Here is a 15,399-nt window from a genome sequence, read left to right as displayed (position 1 = left end):
CCTGCGCAGACAGTCGGACAAGGGGACGACAGGGAGGTGAAGGGTGGTCGCTCAGGCCTACACGGTCGCGTTCGAGGGGGTCGAGGCACGCCCGGTCGAGGTGCAATGCGCCGTCAGCGCGGGGGTGCCGGCCTTTGCCATCGTCGGCCTGCCCGACAAGGCGGTCTCGGAAGCGCGCGAACGGGTGCGCGCGGCGCTCACCACCATGGCCATCGCCCTTCCGTCGAAACGGATCACGGTGAACCTTTCCCCGGCCGACATGCCCAAGGAGGGCTCACATTTCGACCTGCCCATCGCCATCGGCCTGCTCGCCGCGCTCGACATCCTGCCACGGGACGAGATCGCGCAGACCATGGCGCTTGGCGAACTGGCGCTCGACGGCACGCTGATCCCGGTGCCGGGCGCCCTGCCCGCCGCGATGACCGCCGCCGAGGAAGATCGCACGCTGCTCTGCCCCGCCGCCTCGGGACCCGAGGCCGCCTGGGTCGACAGTTGCCGCGTGCTTGGTGCGCACAGTCTTGCGGAGGTGGTGCGGCACTACACCGGCGACGCGCCGATCCTGCCCGCCACGCGGGGCGAGGCCACCGATGGGCCCGCCCTCCGGGACCTGCGAGACGTGAAGGGGCAGGAACGCGCCAAGCGCGCGCTCGAGATCGCGGCTGCCGGACGGCATCACCTGATGCTCGTCGGCACGCCCGGCTCTGGAAAGTCGATGATGGCCTCGCGGCTGCCCGGGATCCTGCCGCCGCTTGCCCCGCGGGAAGCGCTCGAAACCTCGATGATCCACTCGCTTGCCGGCCTGCTCGACCAAGGCGGCATCTCGCGTAGCCGGCCCTTTCGCCAGCCGCATCACACGGCTTCGATGGCGGCGATCATCGGCGGCGGGCGCGGCGCCAAACCCGGCGAGGTCAGCCTTGCGCACAACGGCGTGCTCTTCATGGACGAGTTCCCCGAGTTTCCCCGCGCCGTGCTCGAAACCCTGCGCCAGCCGATCGAGACCGGCGAGGTCATGGTGTCTCGCGCCAACGCCCATGTGTCCTATCCCTGCCGCTTCATGCTGGTCGCCGCCGCGAACCCCTGCAAATGCGGCTACCTGAGCGAGCCCGCGCGGGCCTGCTCACGGGCCCCGGTGTGTGGCGAAGACTACCTTGGCCGCATCTCGGGTCCGCTGATGGATCGCTTCGACCTGCGGATCGAGGTACCGCCCGTCGCCTTCACCGACCTCGACCTTCCGGCCTCGGGCGAGACATCGACCGCCGTGGCCGGGCGTGTCGCCGAGGCGCGCCAACGGCAAACCGAGCGTTTCGCAGCGTATCCGGGCCTGCGCACCAATGCCGATGCCGAGGGTGCACTGCTCGAGGAGGTCGCGAGTCCCGACGCCGAAAGCCGGGAACTGCTCTTGCGCGCGGCGGACCGCTTCGGCCTGTCGGCGCGTGGCTATCACCGCATTCTGCGTGTTGCCCGCACCATCGCCGACCTTGCCGGCGAGCCCGAGCTGCGGCGCCCGCATATCGCCGAGGCGCTGAGCTACCGATTGGTGTCGTCGAGCGAATCCTGAAGAAATCGCGCCGCCTGCCTCAGGCTGTGGCGGGCCTCGGGAATCCATCCGTCGAAGACCGGCCACGCATGGGGTGCGTTCGGATGCACGACAATCTCGACTCGGCCGCCTGCGTCGCGAAGCCGCTCGGCCATGCGCCGCGCGTCATCGGCAAGGATCTCGGTCCGCGCATATTGGATCATCACGGGTGGGCAGCCGGGAAAGGTGGCAAAAAGAGGCGAAATTCTCGGATCATCGGCAGGAAGGTCTCCAAGGACGATTTGCACCAGTTCCTCCATCCGGCCGACCGGCAGGAACGGATCCGCTTTCGCATTGTCCCTGAGACTTGCACCGGTCATCGCGAGGTCGGTCCAGGGCGAGAACGCCACCGCCGCCGCCGGAGGCTCCCCCGAGGCGCAGCAGCGGGCGAGAAGCGCCAGCGCGAGCCCGCCTCCGGCGGAATCCCCGGCAAGAAGGATATCGCCCGGAGCATAGCCCAGCGCCCGACAATGCCGCCACGCGGCGCAGGCCGCATCGAAGGCCGCCGGCGCGGGCGCGTCCTGAGCCAGCGGATAGTCCGGGGCGCAGACCTCGATCCCCGACAGTTTCGAAAGCCGGCCCATGACGCCCTGATGGGTGAGGCCGCTGCCGGTGATGTAGCCGCCGCCGTGAAGATAGAGGATGACCTTGCGCACCCGGCAGGGGCCGGCACTGATCCAGTGCAACCCGCGCGGCCGCTCGAGTCGGCGCAGGTAGGGCGGGCGGCGCAGGAAAAGCGCCGCCGACCTTTCGAACTCGCGCGCCGCCTGCTCGGGGCCCCTTGTCCGGGCCAGTCGCGGCTTCACCGCGACCCGCAGGACGAAGTTGAGCGCGGCGAGCCGGCGGCTCATCCGAGTCGGGCTTCCACCGCCTCCCAGATCTTGCCGGCGATGTTCACCTCGTCGAACCGCTCGAGCTCCTGAATGCCGGTGGGCGAGGTCACGTTGATCTCGGTCAGCCAGTCGCCGATGACGTCGATGCCGACGAACACCTGCCCCTTCTCGCGCAGGACCGGTCCGATCCGCGCGCAGATCTCGCGGTCACGTTCGGTCAGGGCGACCTTCTCGGGGCGGCCACCCACGTGCATGTTCGACCGCACCTCGTTGGCTGCCGGAACCCGGTTGATCGCGCCGACCGGCTCACCGTCGACGAGGATCACCCGCTTGTCGCCCTTCGTCACTGCCGGCAGGTATTTCTGCACGATCAGAGGCTCGCGCGAAAATCCGGTGAACAGCTCGTAAAGCGAGCTGAGATTGCGGTCGTTCTCGTCGAGCCGGAACACGCCGGCCCCGCCGTTCCCATAGAGTGGCTTGAGAATGATGTCGCCGTGCCGCTCCTTGAACTCGCGAATGGTCTGCAGGTCGCGGGCGATGGTCGTGGGCGGTGTCAGGTCGGGGAAGTTCAGCACCAGCAGCTTCTCGGGCGAATTCCGGACCCAGAACGGATCGTTCACCACCAGCGTCTCCGGCCCGAGCCGCTCGAGCAGGTGCGTCGTGGTGATGTAGTGCATGTCGAAGGGCGGATCCTGCCGCAGCCAGACCACGTCGACATCGGCTAGATCGAGCAGCTCGAGCGGCCCCATCTCCGCGTGGTTGCCGCGCACGCGCTGCACCTTGAGAGACCGGGCCCGCGCCATGATCCTGCCCTCCTGATAGGAGAGATGATCCGGCAGGTAATAATACAGTTCGTGACCGCGCGCCTGCGCCTCTTCCGCGAGACGGAAGGTGCTGTCGGCGTCGATGTCGATCGGACCGATCGGGTCCATCTGAAAGGCGATTTTCATGGGATCTCCCGCTCTGGCTTTCGCCATACATGGCCCAGAGACGGGGGCGAGGCAATGCCCGCTCAGGGGCCGAGCGCGTTCTCCATCACCCGGATCACGCCGCTGGCGTTCACGAGCGCGATATCGAACCGCATGTCGGTGAGCGAGCCGCGTGGCTGCGTTCCCGCGAACTCTTCCCCGGCCCGCAGGAGCCGGCCGATCTGACGTTGCGAGAGCCGTGCGAGCGCCCGGTCGAAGCTGCGGCTTTTCTTGACCTCGACGAAGATCAGGGCGTCACCGTCCTGCAGGATAAGGTCGATCTCGCCGCAGGCGCCCCGCCAGCGCTTGCGCAGCACCGCGTAACCGCGCCGCTCGTAGTCCTGCACCACCTGCGCCTCGGCAGACAGCCCCGCGTGATACCCAAGGGCGCCGCGATCCTGCCGGGCGCGACGCCCGTCCTCGTGCGGGCGCAGCACAACCGCCGGGATCGGCGGCGCCGGCGCGCGGAAGTCGAATGCAAGCTGTTCGCCCATCCTCACCTTACCTGATTCAGCCGCCCTGCCCGTCTTCGCGCGACAGCACCATTGCGCGCTGGTAGACAGGCCGTCGCTTTACTCCGTACATCGCCGAGACCGTATCGGCCGCGTCGCGCACCGACATCGTCTGCAGCGCCTCGGACAGCGAACGGTCTATATCCAATTCACTAATTTTCTCCGAACCTCCCCGCCCGATCAGCACCACGATTTCACCCTTGGGCGGCGCGTCGGCGTAGTGGTCGGCAAGGTCCCCAAGACTGCCCTGCCGGCATTCCTCGAAACGTTTTGTCAGTTCCCGGCAGACCGCCGCGGGCCGGTCAGCGCCAAGCGTGTCGGCGGCGTCGCGCAGCATCGCGCCCAGTCGTTTCGGCGATTCGTAGAAGGCGAGCGTCGCGGACACGCCACGCATTTCCTCGAGCCCGCGGCGCCGGGCGCCCCCGGCATTGGGCAGGAAGCCCCCGAAGCAGAAGCGGTCGGTCGGCAATCCCGCGACCGTCAACGCGGCAATGACCGCCGAGGCGCCCGGGGCGGTGGTCACCGGGTAGCCGGCCTCGCGGGCGGCGCGCACCAGGTCGAAGCCGGGGTCCGAGATCATCGGCGTCCCGGCTTCCGACGCATAGGCCACCGACTGGCCCGCCGCGAGCGCGTCGAGCAGGCGCGGCCGCACGCGCTCGCCGTTGTGATCGTGGTAGGCGAGGCACGGCCGGTCCCCGAGCGGCACGCCGTGGATTTCGAGCAGCCGTCGCAGGCTGCGCGTGTCTTCCGCGGCCAGCACGTCGGCGTCGCGCAGGATGTCCAGCGCCCTGAGCGTAATGTCGCGCGCGTTGCCGATCGGCACCGCCACCATGTAGAGTCCCGGCGCCATTCCGCCCCTTTCCGGATTCATTTCTGGACCCGCCTTCCTGCTGGCCTATGATCAGCCTCAAACCCGCGCGGGATCGAACCCGCGCCTGATCTCGAGGGAGTTCCACCAGCATGTTCGCCGTTTTGTCCCGCGCCCGCAAGGCGCTCCGCACCGCTGCCGTCGTGGCAAGTGCAGGTCTCGTCGCCGCCTGCGGCGCGCCGATGATGTCCGATCTGGGCGGCGGAGGCGCCGGCAGCGGCGGCCCGCAGATCGACCCCAAGCAGCCCGTGCGCGTCGCCCTGCTCGTGCCCCGCAGCGATTCGGGCGCAGGCACCATCGCCCGCGATCTCGAGAACGCCGCGCGGCTCGCCATCGCGGATCTCGACGGGGTGAACATCGACCTCGCGGTCTACGACACCGCCGGCTCACCGGCGACCGCGGCCTCCGCGGCCCAGCGTGCCGTCGACGAGGGCGCCAAGATCATTCTCGGGCCGCTGCGCGGCGAAGTCGCCGTCGAGGCCAGCAAGGTTGTCGCGGACGAGGGCGTCAACGTGCTGTCGTTCTCGAACAACCCCTCGATTGCCGGCGGGAACCTCTTCGTGCTCGGGCCGACCTTCGTGAACACCGCCGACCGCCTGATGGGCTACGGTCGCCGGCAAGGTCTCGACAGCGTCGCCGTGCTCTATTCCGAGGACGTGCCGGGCCAGTTCGGCCGCTCGGCGATCCAGCAGGCCGCCGCCAACAACGGCATCGACGTCGCCACGACGCAACCCTACCCGCTCAGCATCGACGGTGTGACCTCGGCGGCGCAGAACATGGGCAACGTGGTCTCCGAATCCGGTGCGGACGCTGTGTTCATCACCACCGATGCCACCAATGCGGCGATGCCGATCCTGCTGCAGGTCATGCCCGAGAACGGCGTCGACCCGGCGCAGACCCAGTACATCGGCCTGACGCGCTGGGACGTGAAGCCCGAGCTCTTCGGCTACCCGGGGGCCGAGGGCGCCTGGTTCACCCTGCCGAACCAGTCGATGCAGCAGAACTTCTCGTCGCGCTTCAGCGCCGCCTACGGCACGTCCCCGCACCCGCTCGCCGGGCTCGCCTTTGACGGCATCGCCGCCGTCGGTGCACTGGTGAAACGGGGCCGCAGCGACGCGCTGACCGGGCGCGCGCTGACGCAATCCGCTGGTTTCCAAGGCACGGGCGGTGTATTCCGGCTCAAGTCCGACGGCACCAACGAGCGTGGGCTCGCCGTCGCAACCGTGCGCAACAACCAGATGGTGATCCTTGACCCTGCACCCTCCAGCTTCTCAGGCGCAGGCTTCTGAGCCACTGACGACAGGCGCGATGCCGGACGACCTGATCGCCCCGGCCTCGCGCATCATCGACCTCCCGGCCCTGCGCGACGCCCTTTTCGCGGCCTGCGCAGAGGCCACGACCGAAGCCGAAGTCCGCGCGATCGCGGTCAAGATGCTGTCGGCGGCCCGCAAGGACGGCCGCGAGGTCATCGCAGGCGCCTTCAACGAGAAACCGCGCGCAGCCTTTGCCACGACGGAAGCCTACGCTTGGCTCACCGACTGCATCGTGCGGCTCGTCTTCGACCTGGCGACGCAGCGCCTGCACCCGCTCAACAATCCGACCGAGGGCGAACGCCTCACGCTGATGGCCGTCGGCGGCTACGGTCGCGGCGAGATGGCGCCCTACTCCGACGTCGACCTGCTGTTCCTGACGCCCTGGAAGATCACCCCCTGGGCCGAGAGCGTGATCGAGTCGATGCTCTACATCCTGTGGGACCTGAAGTTGAAGGTCGGCCATGCCTCTCGCACGGTGAAGGACTGCCTGCGGCTCGGCGGAGAGGATTACACCATCCGCACGGCGCTGCTCGAAACCCGTTACATCACCGGTCACGAGCCGCTTGCCCGCGAGCTGGAAAACCGCCTGTGGGAAGACCTCTTCAAGGGCTCCGAGCGCGCCTTCGTCGCCGCCAAGCTCGAGGAGCGCGATCAGCGCCACCGCAAGCAGGGGCTGCGCTATGTTGTCGAGCCCAACATCAAGGAGGGCAAGGGCGGCCTGCGCGATCTCCAGTCCCTCTACTGGATCACGAAATACATCCACCATACCGATGACGCCGAACAGCTCGTGCCGCTGGGTGTCTTCCGGCGCGAGGAATACGACACCTTCATCCGTGCCGAGGAGTTTCTCTGGGCCGCCCGCTGCCACCTGCACCTGGCCGCCGGCCGCGCGGTCGAGCAGCTGACCTTCGACATGCAGGTCGAGGTGGCCGAGCGCATGGGCTACGTCGACCGTGGCGGCCGCCGCGCGGTCGAGTGGTTCATGCAGGACTATTTCCGGCACGCCACCGCCGTGGGCGACCTCACCCGCATCTTCCTGACGTCGCTCGAGGCCGAACACCGCAAGGATGCACCGCTGCTCGTGCGGATGCTCAAGCGTGGCCCCAAGGTGAAGCCCGGTTACGAGGTGGTCCACAACCGGCTCGCCATCGTCGACGAGACCGCTTTTCTCTCGGACAAGGTGAACCTGCTGCGCTTCTTCGAGGAAGGCCTGCGCACCGGCCTGCTCCTGCACCCCGATGCCATGCGGCTGGTCAAGGCCAACCTGCACCTGATCGACGATGAGCTGCGCACCAACCGCGAGGCGCGGCGCATCTTCATGGACCTGCTTCTGAAGCACGGGAACCCGGAACGCTCGCTGCGCCGGATGAACGAACTGGGCGTTCTCGGGGCCTTCATCCCCGAGTTCGAGACCATCGTGGCGATGATGCAGTTCAACATGTATCACAGCTACACGGTCGACGAGCACACCATACAGTGCATTCGCCACCTCAGCGACATCGAGCACGGCGATCTCGTCGAAGAACTGCCCGTTGCCTCGACGATCCTCAAGGAAGGCGTCAACCGCAAGGTAATCTATGTCGCGCTGCTGCTGCATGACATCGGCAAGGGCCGCGACGAGGATCATTCCGTTCTTGGCGCCCGCATCGCGCGCAAGGTGGCGCCGCGGCTCGGTCTCAACAAGTCCGAGACGGCGACCGTCGAATGGCTGGTGCGCTATCACCTGCTGATGTCGGACATGGCGCAGAAACGCGACATCGCCGATCCGCGCACCGTCCGGGATTTCGCCAAGGCGGTACAGACGAAGGAGCGGCTCGACCTGCTCACGGTGCTGACCGTCTGCGACATCCGGGGCGTGGGCCCCAACGTCTGGAACAACTGGAAGGCCGCTTTACTCAGGGCGCTCTACCGCCAGACCCGCCGCGCGCTCGAAGACGGCATGGAAGCGCTCAACCGCGAGAACCGCGGCGCCGAGGCCAAGAAGGCCCTGCGCGAGGCACTCTCGGACTGGGAGCCCAGAGAGCTGCGCGCCGAGACCCAGCGGCATTACCCGCCCTACTGGCAGGGGCTGCACGTCACCGCCCACGCCGTCTTCGCGGAACTCCTGCGCGACATTCGCGACGACGAGATCCGCATCGACATCCACCCCGACGAGGACCGCGACGCCACCCGCGTCTGCTTTGCCCTGTCGGACCATCCGGGCATCTTCGCCCGGCTGGCCGGGGCGCTGTCGCTGGTGGGGGCGAACGTGGTCGACGCGCGCACCTTCACCTCCAAGGACGGCTATGCCACCGCGGCCTTCTGGATCCAGGACGGTGACGGCTCGCCCTACGAGGAAAGCCGCCTGCCCCGTCTGCGTGACACGATCCGCAAGACCCTGCTGGGCGAGGTGAAACCGCGCGAGGCGATCCTGTCGCGCGGCAAGCTCAAGAAGCGCGAGAAGGCGTTCAACGTGCCGACCTCGGTCACCTTCGACAACGAGGGCTCCGAGATCTACACGATCATCGAGGTCGACACGCGCGACCGCCCGGGGCTGCTCTACGACCTTGCCCGGACCCTGTCCGAAAGCAACGTCTACATCGCGAGCGCGGTTATCGCGACCTATGGCGAGCAGGTGGTCGACACCTTCTATGTGAAGGACATGTTCGGCCTGAAGTTCTACACGCCCTCGAAGCAGAAGACGCTGGAGCGCCGCCTTCGCGCCGCGATCGAGGCGGGCACGGAACGCATCGCGCAGAACGACTGATCGGACAGCTCCGGGGGCAACACGCCTCCGGAGCGCCCCCGCGCTTCACCCGCGCACTCAGGCACGCTCTGCGGCCATCCTTCCCCGTTTATCGAAATCTCGCAGAGACCACCAAGGCCCGATTGCACAGGCCCAACATGGTTTCGATTAAACTCGCGCCAAAAAGAATAAGGCCCGATGCAATTTGCATCGGGCCTTGGAAATTCTGGCGGACCGAGGAGGATTCGAACCCCCGACCCCTTGATTCGTAGTCAAGTACTCTATCCAGCTGAGCTATCGGTCCGTTGAGGCGTGATCTAGACTCTGGCGCCGGGAGTTGCAAGAGACTTTTTCGCAGTTTTTTCAATCAGGCGTTCTCGCCCATCGGCAAACGGATTTCGAAGCACGTGCCCTGCGCATCGGAGCGGGCAAGCTGCAGGGTGCCGCCGTGATTGCGCACCAGCTCCGCCACGATCGCGAGCCCGAGCCCCGCACCGCCCTTGCGGACACCGCCCTGGAACGGCTGGAAGAGGTGGTCGCGCGCCTTGGGCGGCAGACCGGGCCCGGTGTCGGTCACGTCGATCACCCAGTCGTCGTCCTCGATACGGGCCGAGACACTGATTTCTCCCGCTTCGCCCGAGCCGATGATCGCCTGCCGCGCGTTGCGCACGAGATTCCCGATCATCCGGTAGATCTGTTCCGGATCGCCGCGAATCTGCATGCCGCCCGGGATGTCCTCGGACAGGCTGAGATCGTGGTCGCCGATTGCCAGCCGCTCAGCATCGAGCACTTCCCCGACGAGCGCTGCGAGGTTGAACTGGGTCAGCACCGGCGCCGGCTCCTCGGCGCGGCCGAACGCCAGCGTGTTCTCGCAGAGCGACACCGCGCGGGTGATCGAGCCGACCAGCTTCGGCGCCATGCGCTTCACGGCCGGATCCTCGGACACCTCGATGCGGTCGGTGAAGAGCTGCGCCGAGGTGAGGATGTTGCGCAGGTCGTGGCTGACCCGCGCCACTGCCCCCCCCAGCTGCGCAAGGCGCTCCTTCTGCCGCAGCGAGGCGGAGAGCTGCGTCTCGAGCGACTGCAGCGCCTCCTCGGCCTCGCGCAGCTCGCGCACGCCGGCAGAGGGCTTGATGATGCGCCGGGCGTCCTCGGGAGCCTCGGCGTAGCGCTGCATCTGCCCGACCACGCGCTTGATCGGCTTCACCAGCAGGCGGCGGACGGCGAGAAAGAGCAGCAGCGCGGTGATGACAGAGATCACCGCCGACAGCAGGAACACACGCAGCCCGTATTCCAGCATGGCATTGCGCAGCGGGGCGCTGTCCATGGTGACCTCGATGAGCTGCCCGGCCTCGCGCGACGGATAGCCGAGCACCCGGATGGTGCGCGGCTCCGGATCGAGCAGCCGACGAAGCGCGTCGTGGATCAGGGTCACCGGCCCGGCCTCGCGCAGATCGAAGCTGTGCGACACCTGCCCCGGCACCGGAGAGGACAGCATGAGCTCGCGCGCGGCGTTGCGCTGCAGTGCGACGTTGTAGACGCCCGCGTTGGCCAGCAGCTCGCGCTCCAGATCGGGGTCGATCATGTCATCGGCCAGAAGCGCCAGCGAGGCAATCTGCGCCCGTTCGAGACGGTCGTTCAGGTAGTCGGCACGGAACCGCGCGACGGAGGGCACGAAGATCAACACCTCGGCCAGCATCACGAAGACGGTCGTGAGGATGAGGAAACGGCCGGATAGCGAGTTGAGCATTCGGATTCAGTCTTGTCCCGTCAGGGCAGCCAGCGCTGCACCACTCTTACAATTCTCTTCACTGTTTCGTTTTCAAACAGACGTGGACTGAAATAGGTTCCCGCAACGCGTTTGTTAAGTTCTGCAATCGTCGGATACGGCACGACCATGCCGGCGATCTGGCTCATTTTCAGGCCAGCCGACAGGGCAAGCGCCCATGTCGCGATCAATTCGCCCGCCTGCGCGCCGACGATCGACGCCCCCACGGGCCGCCCGCGCACCACCATCACCTTGAGCAACCCGGTGGTCGCCCGCTGCGCAACGGCGCGGTCATTGTGCTGCCAGGGCTGGCGGATGACCTCGAGCCGGTCGCCGTGAACCTGTCGGGCCTCGGCCTCGGTCAGGCCGACCTGTGCCAGTTCCGGCGCGGTGTAGGTCGCCCTCGGCAGGATCTGCGGCTTCACCCGCACCGGCAGCCCGAAGAGCGCGTTCCGCACCACCAGCCCCGCGTGATAGCCCGCGACATGTGTGAACTGCGGCCCGCCCGCCACGTCGCCGATGGCATAGACCCGGCGGTTGCTCGTGCGCAGCCCCGCGTCGACGGTGATGCCCTGCCCGGTCGCGGCGATGCCCCCGGCCTCGAGCCCGAGACCGTCCGTGTTCGCGCGCCGCCCGACCGCCACGAGAAGATGCGTGCCGCGATGACAGCGGCCATCCGCCGTCTCGATCTCGATGGCTCCAGCGGTGCCGCGCACAGCGCGGGCGGGCGTGTCCTCGTGGATCTCGACGCCCTCGGTTCGCAGATCCTCGAGCACGATGGCCGCCATCTCGGGATCCTCGCGGCCAAGCGCGCGCTCTGCCTCGATCACCGTCACCCTGCTGCCGAGCCTCCGGTGCGCCTGCGCCATCTCGAGCCCGATGGGACCGCCGCCGACGATCAGCAGATGCTCGGGCCGCTCGCGCAGATCCCAGAGCGTTTCGTTGGTGAGATAGGGCACCTCGCTCAGCCCCGGAATCAGCGGCACGAAGGGCGACGAGCCGGTTGCCACCACGATTCGCCGCGCCCTGATGACATGAGCACCGGCCTGCACCTCGCGCGCAGAGATGAAGCGGCCCGCCTCGCGGATGACGGTCACGCCGAAGCCCTCGAAGCGCTCGGGGCTGTCCATCGGGGCGATGCGGGCGATGGTCTCGGCGACGTGGTCCTGCGCCGCCGCGTAGTCGACCTGCGGCGCGTTCGGGCCAACGCCGAAGGCTGCCGCCCCCGTCATGCCGTGCGCCCGCTCTCCCGCCGCGATCAGCGCCTTCGACGGCACGCAGCCATGGTTGAGGCAATCGCCGCCCATCTCTCCGGGTTCGAGCAGCACCACGCGGGCGCCCATCTGCGCCGCTCCGGCCGCGACCGACAGCCCGCCGGAGCCCGCACCGATCACGAGAAGATCCGTCTTGAGGGTCTGCATGGCTCAGATCTCCCGCCGGCCACGGATCGCGCGAATGACCATCGGCAGAGCGGCAAGCGCCGCGAGGCCGAGCAACGGCCCCAGCACCTGCGGCGCCCAGAGCAGGCTCAAGTCGGGCGTTTCGCCCCGGTCGAAGACCTCGCCGACACCGACGCCGATCGAGGTGAACACCAGTGCGCCCGGGATGATTCCCAGCGCGGTCGTCCAGAGGAAGCTGCGCAGCTTCACGCCCACCAGCGCCGGCAGCAGATTCGCCACGAAGAACGGCACCACGGGCACGAGCCGCAGCAGAAGCAGCACGCTGACTTCGTTCTCGCGCAGCCCGGCCTTGAGCTTGCCCAGCCGCCCCTCCGAGGCGTCCATGCGCGTCGCAAGCGTCTGGCCGAGACCGGCACGCGCGGCAAGGAAGATAAGCAGCGCCCCCACGGTGGCCGCCACCACGTTGAACACCGTGCCGGCGGCAAGACCGAAGAGAAAGCCCCCGGTCACCGAGGTCACGGCGGCACCGGGCAGCGAGAAGGCGACGATGGCGACATAGATCAGCAGGAAGGCGCCCGCGATCAGCACGTAGTGCGCGTCTCGCAACGCCAGCAGCGCCTCGCGGTGCTCGGCAAGCGTCTCGAAGCTGATGTAGTCGCGCAGGGTCACGAACCCCGCGACGGCTGCCAGCAGGATGACGGCAAGCGGCAGATGCCGGACGATGCCGCGACCGGGCCGGTCGGTCGGCTGGCCCGTCTCGCGCGGGCGGGAAAGATCGTGGTGCGTATCGGTCATGTCTTCCAAGATGCGCGAGCGCGCGGCATCGCAACAGCCCTATCACGCGGCCTTGATCCGAGGTGACGCGTTCGGGCCGCATTGCCCTTCCGGCAAGGCCTCCTGTAACAATGCGCCCGCAAACCTGCCCGGAAATGTTGCAGCGGGGCACGACAGCCTTTCCTACGACAAGAGGTTTGACATGAGGCCCATGCCTCCCTATAGGACGGGCTTCGAATGACACCGGCCCGGCGAATCCGTCCCGGGCTGCCCGAAAACGGAGTAGAGCGCGATGAAACGCACCTTTCAGCCGTCGAACCTGGTTCGCAAGCGCCGTCACGGCTTCCGCGCCCGCATGGCGACCAAAGCGGGCCGCAAGGTCCTGAACGCGCGCCGCGCCCGCGGCCGCAAGCAGCTCAGCGCCTGAGCTGCGCGCTTCGCCCATGGCGGAGCGGGACACGCATACCCATGAAAAGGCCGCCCCGGATACGTCCGAGGCGGCCTTTCCTCATGGCCGTCCGATGCCCGTGACCCTGCGCAAGCGCAAGGATTTCCTCGCAGCCGCCCGCGCGCGCCGACAGCCCGCGGGCTCTATGCTCGTGCAGGCGCGGCGGCGCGATGACGACGATCCGACGATTCGCGTGGGCTTCACCTGTTCGAAAAAGGTGGGCAATGCGGTTGCGCGCAATCGTGCCAAGCGCCGCCTGCGCGAGGTCGCGCGGCTCAGCCTGCAGGGCCTTGGCCGGCCGGGCTGGGATTACGTGCTGATCGGTCGCCGGGATGAAACCGCCGCGCGACCCTTCGAACTTCTGCGGGAAGACTTCGAGACCGCGCTGCGCAAGATCCACGCGCCCCGGAAACCCCGGACATGAGCCCGCTCGCGCATGTCGTGGCCTTGCCGGTGCGTGCCTACCGGCTCTTGGGATCTGCGTGGGTGGGGCACGGCTGCCGCTTCCAGCCGACCTGCTCGGCCTATGCGCTTGAGGCGCTGGAAAAACACGGTGCTTTGAGGGGCAGCTGGCTGGCCGCCCGCAGGATACTCCGCTGCCACCCCTGGGGCGGCAGCGGCATAGACAACGTCCCGGAGCACAAGAGGCGCTCCCGGGACTGAGGCTTCAAGGCCGTTATCAGGATGCGGCCTCGACCACGCCGCAGGCGATGCGCGGGCCCGCGCCGGCCTCTTCACCGTAGCTGTCGGGGCCCTGGTGGATGATGAAGGCCGAGCCGTCGTCGTCCATCATCGGCGCCGCATCTCCATCAACGGTCAGCGCAACACTCGTCACGTCAGCGGCAACTTTGCCCTCGGCATCCGCATGAACGTTCGGCAGGTCACCGGCATGGGGCGCGTTGTCCGTCAGCGTGCCGTGCGCCTTGCCGTCCGGCGCGTAGTGGCTTCCTGCCGACGAGAAATCGACAGCCGAGCAGTCGCCGGTCTCATGCAGATGGAAGCCGTGCCAGCCCTCGTCGATACCTTCGGCGGTGACGCGGATCAGCACGCCCTCGGCCGCCTCGAAGACCTTCACTTCGCCAACGTTCTGCCCATCCGAGTTGGCCAGCGTGGCGGTTGCGGCAGGATTCTCCGTCATGTCCGACTGCGCGAGCGCGGGTCCGGCGAGACATGCTGCGGACACGGCGGCGATGAGAGCGGTTGCCTGTTTCATGGGTATCTCCTCTATCAATCTCCCGTCAAACGTGCGGCCACGGCATCACGTTCCTGCCGGCTCTTGCCGATTCCGTGATCCGCGCGTATTGCGCAGCCCATGCTCGACGACAGCGACGACATCCATCCGCTCTTTCACGGCGCTCCCAAGAGCACCGAGTTCAAGAAGCTGCGCAAACGCATCGTGCAGAACGCGCGCGAGGCGGTGGAGCAGTATGGCATGGTGGAACGTCGCGAGGATGGCAGCATGCCGAAGTGGCTCGTCTGCCTGTCCGGCGGCAAGGACAGCTACACGCTGCTCGCGGTGCTGCACGAGCTGAAGTGGCGCGGGCTGCTGCCGGTCGAGCTTCTGGCGTGCAACCTCGACCAGGGCCAGCCGGGGTTTCCGGCAACGGTTCTGCCCGAGTTCTTGGAGCGGATGCAGGTGCCCCACCGCATCGAGTATCAGGACACCTATTCCGTCGTCGTCGACAAGGTGCCGCAGGGGCGCACCTTCTGCGCGCTCTGTTCACGCCTGCGCCGCGGCAATCTCTACCGCATCGCACGCGAGGAAGGCTGTTCGGCGGTCGTGCTGGGGCATCACCGCGACGACATCCTCGAGACCTTCTTCATGAACCTCTTCCACGGCGGACGCCTCGCGACCATGCCCCCGAAGCTGGTCAACGAAGAGGGCGACCTTTTTCTCTACCGTCCGCTTGCCCATGTGGCCGAGGTCGACTGCGATAAATTCGCGCGTGCGATGAACTACCCGATCATTCCCTGCGATCTCTGCGGATCGCAGGACGGGCTGCAGCGCCAGCAGGTGAAGCAGATCCTCGACCAGTGGGAAAAGAACAGCCCCGGCCGCCGTCAGGTGATGTTCCGGTCGCTGATGAACATCAGGCCCTCGCACATGCTCGATCCGAAGCTTTTCGATTTCGTCGGCCTGATGCGCGAGGCAGCGGGCGAGAAGTCCGATATTCCCGACCTGCGTTAAGTTTCGGGTTACCTCCATGTTCTAGT

At 67.5% G+C, this 15,399-nt stretch carries 15 protein-coding genes and 1 tRNA gene; 7 read left to right on the top strand and 9 right to left on the bottom strand.

Annotated elements, in window-relative coordinates; translation table 11 throughout:
* Window positions 1–43: 43 nt before the first annotated feature.
* The gene (locus D6860_RS21690) at window positions 44–1,558 is read left to right on the top strand and encodes a YifB family Mg chelatase-like AAA ATPase (protein WP_017467571.1); all 1,515 of its coding nucleotides are present in this window, start codon (window positions 44–46) and stop codon (window positions 1,556–1,558) included.
* Here the strand turns inward: D6860_RS21690 and D6860_RS21685 are convergent.
* The 4 genes from D6860_RS21685 to rsmI form a co-directional block, all read right to left on the bottom strand.
* Window positions 1,528–2,427 (bottom strand): alpha/beta hydrolase fold domain-containing protein, encoded by a 900-nt coding sequence (locus tag D6860_RS21685; protein WP_076623380.1) that lies wholly within the window; start codon window positions 2,425–2,427, stop codon window positions 1,528–1,530. The two genes, D6860_RS21690 and D6860_RS21685, sit on opposite strands and share 31 nt — an antisense overlap.
* A complete protein-coding gene (gene gshB, locus D6860_RS21680; RefSeq protein WP_076623379.1) occupies window positions 2,424–3,359 on the bottom strand; it encodes a glutathione synthase in 936 nt (311 codons plus the stop codon). Before gshB ends, D6860_RS21685 begins: the two co-directional genes overlap by 4 nt.
* A gap of 62 nt (window positions 3,360–3,421) precedes the next feature.
* Window positions 3,422–3,871 carry a YraN family protein gene (locus tag D6860_RS21675; protein ID WP_083697792.1) on the bottom strand — a complete coding sequence of 150 codons (450 nt, stop codon included), beginning with the start codon at window positions 3,869–3,871 and terminating at the stop codon, window positions 3,422–3,424.
* Window positions 3,872–3,887: 16 nt separating this feature from the next.
* The gene (rsmI, locus tag D6860_RS21670) at window positions 3,888–4,760 is read right to left on the bottom strand and encodes a 16S rRNA (cytidine(1402)-2'-O)-methyltransferase (RefSeq protein ID WP_076623378.1); all 873 of its coding nucleotides are present in this window, start codon (window positions 4,758–4,760) and stop codon (window positions 3,888–3,890) included.
* An 89-nt stretch (window positions 4,761–4,849) separates the two neighbouring features.
* Here rsmI and D6860_RS21665 point away from each other — a divergent pair, with 89 nt between their 5' ends.
* Both D6860_RS21665 and D6860_RS21660 read left to right on the top strand, forming a co-directional pair.
* Window positions 4,850–6,046: a penicillin-binding protein activator gene (locus tag D6860_RS21665; RefSeq protein ID WP_076623377.1), complete on the top strand. Its 1,197-nt coding sequence runs from the start codon at window positions 4,850–4,852 to the stop codon at window positions 6,044–6,046.
* A gap of 19 nt (window positions 6,047–6,065) precedes the next feature.
* The gene (locus D6860_RS21660) at window positions 6,066–8,816 is read left to right on the top strand and encodes a [protein-PII] uridylyltransferase (protein WP_076623376.1); all 2,751 of its coding nucleotides are present in this window, start codon (window positions 6,066–6,068) and stop codon (window positions 8,814–8,816) included.
* Between the two features lie 206 nt (window positions 8,817–9,022).
* On the opposite strand, the gene D6860_RS21655 is transcribed toward D6860_RS21660, so the two are convergent.
* The 4 genes from D6860_RS21655 to D6860_RS21640 all read right to left on the bottom strand — a co-directional run bounded on the left by D6860_RS21655 (window position 9,023) and on the right by D6860_RS21640 (window position 12,758).
* A tRNA-Arg gene (locus tag D6860_RS21655) sits at window positions 9,023–9,099 on the bottom strand.
* A 63-nt stretch (window positions 9,100–9,162) separates the two neighbouring features.
* Window positions 9,163–10,545, bottom strand: coding sequence for a sensor histidine kinase (locus D6860_RS21650; protein ID WP_076623375.1), 1,383 nt, complete (start codon window positions 10,543–10,545; stop codon window positions 9,163–9,165).
* 20 nt (window positions 10,546–10,565) lie between these two features.
* Complete coding sequence (locus tag D6860_RS21645; RefSeq protein WP_076623374.1) at window positions 10,566–11,984, bottom strand: dihydrolipoyl dehydrogenase family protein; 1,419 nt, start codon at window positions 11,982–11,984, stop codon at window positions 10,566–10,568.
* Window positions 11,985–11,987: 3 nt separating this feature from the next.
* A complete protein-coding gene (locus D6860_RS21640; RefSeq protein ID WP_076623373.1) occupies window positions 11,988–12,758 on the bottom strand; it encodes a TVP38/TMEM64 family protein in 771 nt (256 codons plus the stop codon).
* Between the two features lie 271 nt (window positions 12,759–13,029).
* Between D6860_RS21640 and rpmH the strand changes: the two genes are divergently transcribed.
* The 3 genes from rpmH (at window position 13,030) to yidD (ending at window position 13,848) form a co-directional block, all read left to right on the top strand.
* On the top strand, window positions 13,030–13,164 hold the full coding sequence (rpmH, locus tag D6860_RS21635) for a 50S ribosomal protein L34 (RefSeq protein ID WP_076623372.1): 135 nt from the start codon (window positions 13,030–13,032) through the stop codon (window positions 13,162–13,164).
* Window positions 13,165–13,258: 94 nt separating this feature from the next.
* Entirely contained in the window at window positions 13,259–13,609 is a 351-nt protein-coding gene (gene rnpA / locus D6860_RS21630) for a ribonuclease P protein component (RefSeq protein WP_076623371.1), read from the top strand.
* The gene (gene yidD / locus D6860_RS21625; RefSeq protein WP_076623370.1) at window positions 13,606–13,848 is read left to right on the top strand and encodes a membrane protein insertion efficiency factor YidD; all 243 of its coding nucleotides are present in this window, start codon (window positions 13,606–13,608) and stop codon (window positions 13,846–13,848) included. Before rnpA ends, yidD begins: the two co-directional genes overlap by 4 nt.
* Before the next feature lie 16 nt (window positions 13,849–13,864).
* On the opposite strand, the gene D6860_RS21620 is transcribed toward yidD, so the two are convergent.
* On the bottom strand, window positions 13,865–14,398 hold the full coding sequence (locus tag D6860_RS21620) for a superoxide dismutase family protein (protein WP_076623369.1): 534 nt from the start codon (window positions 14,396–14,398) through the stop codon (window positions 13,865–13,867).
* 99 nt (window positions 14,399–14,497) lie between these two features.
* On the opposite strand from D6860_RS21620, the gene ttcA reads away from it, so the two are divergent.
* Window positions 14,498–15,373 carry a tRNA 2-thiocytidine(32) synthetase TtcA gene (ttcA, locus tag D6860_RS21615; RefSeq protein WP_076623368.1) on the top strand — a complete coding sequence of 292 codons (876 nt, stop codon included), beginning with the start codon at window positions 14,498–14,500 and terminating at the stop codon, window positions 15,371–15,373.
* The last annotated feature ends 26 nt before the right edge of the window (window positions 15,374–15,399 follow it).

This window comes from Salipiger sp. D13 (genome assembly GCF_003703915.1).
GTDB classification, from domain to species: domain Bacteria; phylum Pseudomonadota; class Alphaproteobacteria; order Rhodobacterales; family Rhodobacteraceae; genus Salipiger; species Salipiger profundus.
Note: the sequence above shows the minus strand (reverse complement) of the source record. Positions and strands in the feature narration are given on the sequence as shown.

Bases quoted from the DNA above. Each gene is read 5' to 3' on its own strand.
- rpmH (WP_076623372.1), top strand. From the start codon at position 13,030: ATGAAACGCACCTTTCAGCCGTCGAACCTGGTTCGCAAGCGCCGTCAC.
- rnpA (WP_076623371.1), top strand. From the start codon at position 13,259: ATGCCCGTGACCCTGCGCAAGCGCAAGGATTTCCTCGCAGCCGCCCGC.
- D6860_RS21620 (WP_076623369.1), bottom strand. From the start codon at position 14,398: ATGAAACAGGCAACCGCTCTCATCGCCGCCGTGTCCGCAGCATGTCTC.
- gshB (WP_076623379.1), bottom strand. From the start codon at position 3,359: ATGAAAATCGCCTTTCAGATGGACCCGATCGGTCCGATCGACATCGAC.
- D6860_RS21675 (WP_083697792.1), bottom strand. From the start codon at position 3,871: ATGGGCGAACAGCTTGCATTCGACTTCCGCGCGCCGGCGCCGCCGATC.
- rsmI (WP_076623378.1), bottom strand. From the start codon at position 4,760: ATGAATCCGGAAAGGGGCGGAATGGCGCCGGGACTCTACATGGTGGCG.
- D6860_RS21650 (WP_076623375.1), bottom strand. From the start codon at position 10,545: ATGCTCAACTCGCTATCCGGCCGTTTCCTCATCCTCACGACCGTCTTC.
- D6860_RS21660 (WP_076623376.1), top strand. From the start codon at position 6,066: ATGCCGGACGACCTGATCGCCCCGGCCTCGCGCATCATCGACCTCCCG.
- D6860_RS21640 (WP_076623373.1), bottom strand. From the start codon at position 12,758: ATGACCGATACGCACCACGATCTTTCCCGCCCGCGCGAGACGGGCCAG.
- D6860_RS21645 (WP_076623374.1), bottom strand. From the start codon at position 11,984: ATGCAGACCCTCAAGACGGATCTTCTCGTGATCGGTGCGGGCTCCGGC.
- D6860_RS21685 (WP_076623380.1), bottom strand. From the start codon at position 2,427: ATGAGCCGCCGGCTCGCCGCGCTCAACTTCGTCCTGCGGGTCGCGGTG.
- ttcA (WP_076623368.1), top strand. From the start codon at position 14,498: ATGCTCGACGACAGCGACGACATCCATCCGCTCTTTCACGGCGCTCCC.
- yidD (WP_076623370.1), top strand. From the start codon at position 13,606: ATGAGCCCGCTCGCGCATGTCGTGGCCTTGCCGGTGCGTGCCTACCGG.
- D6860_RS21665 (WP_076623377.1), top strand. From the start codon at position 4,850: ATGTTCGCCGTTTTGTCCCGCGCCCGCAAGGCGCTCCGCACCGCTGCC.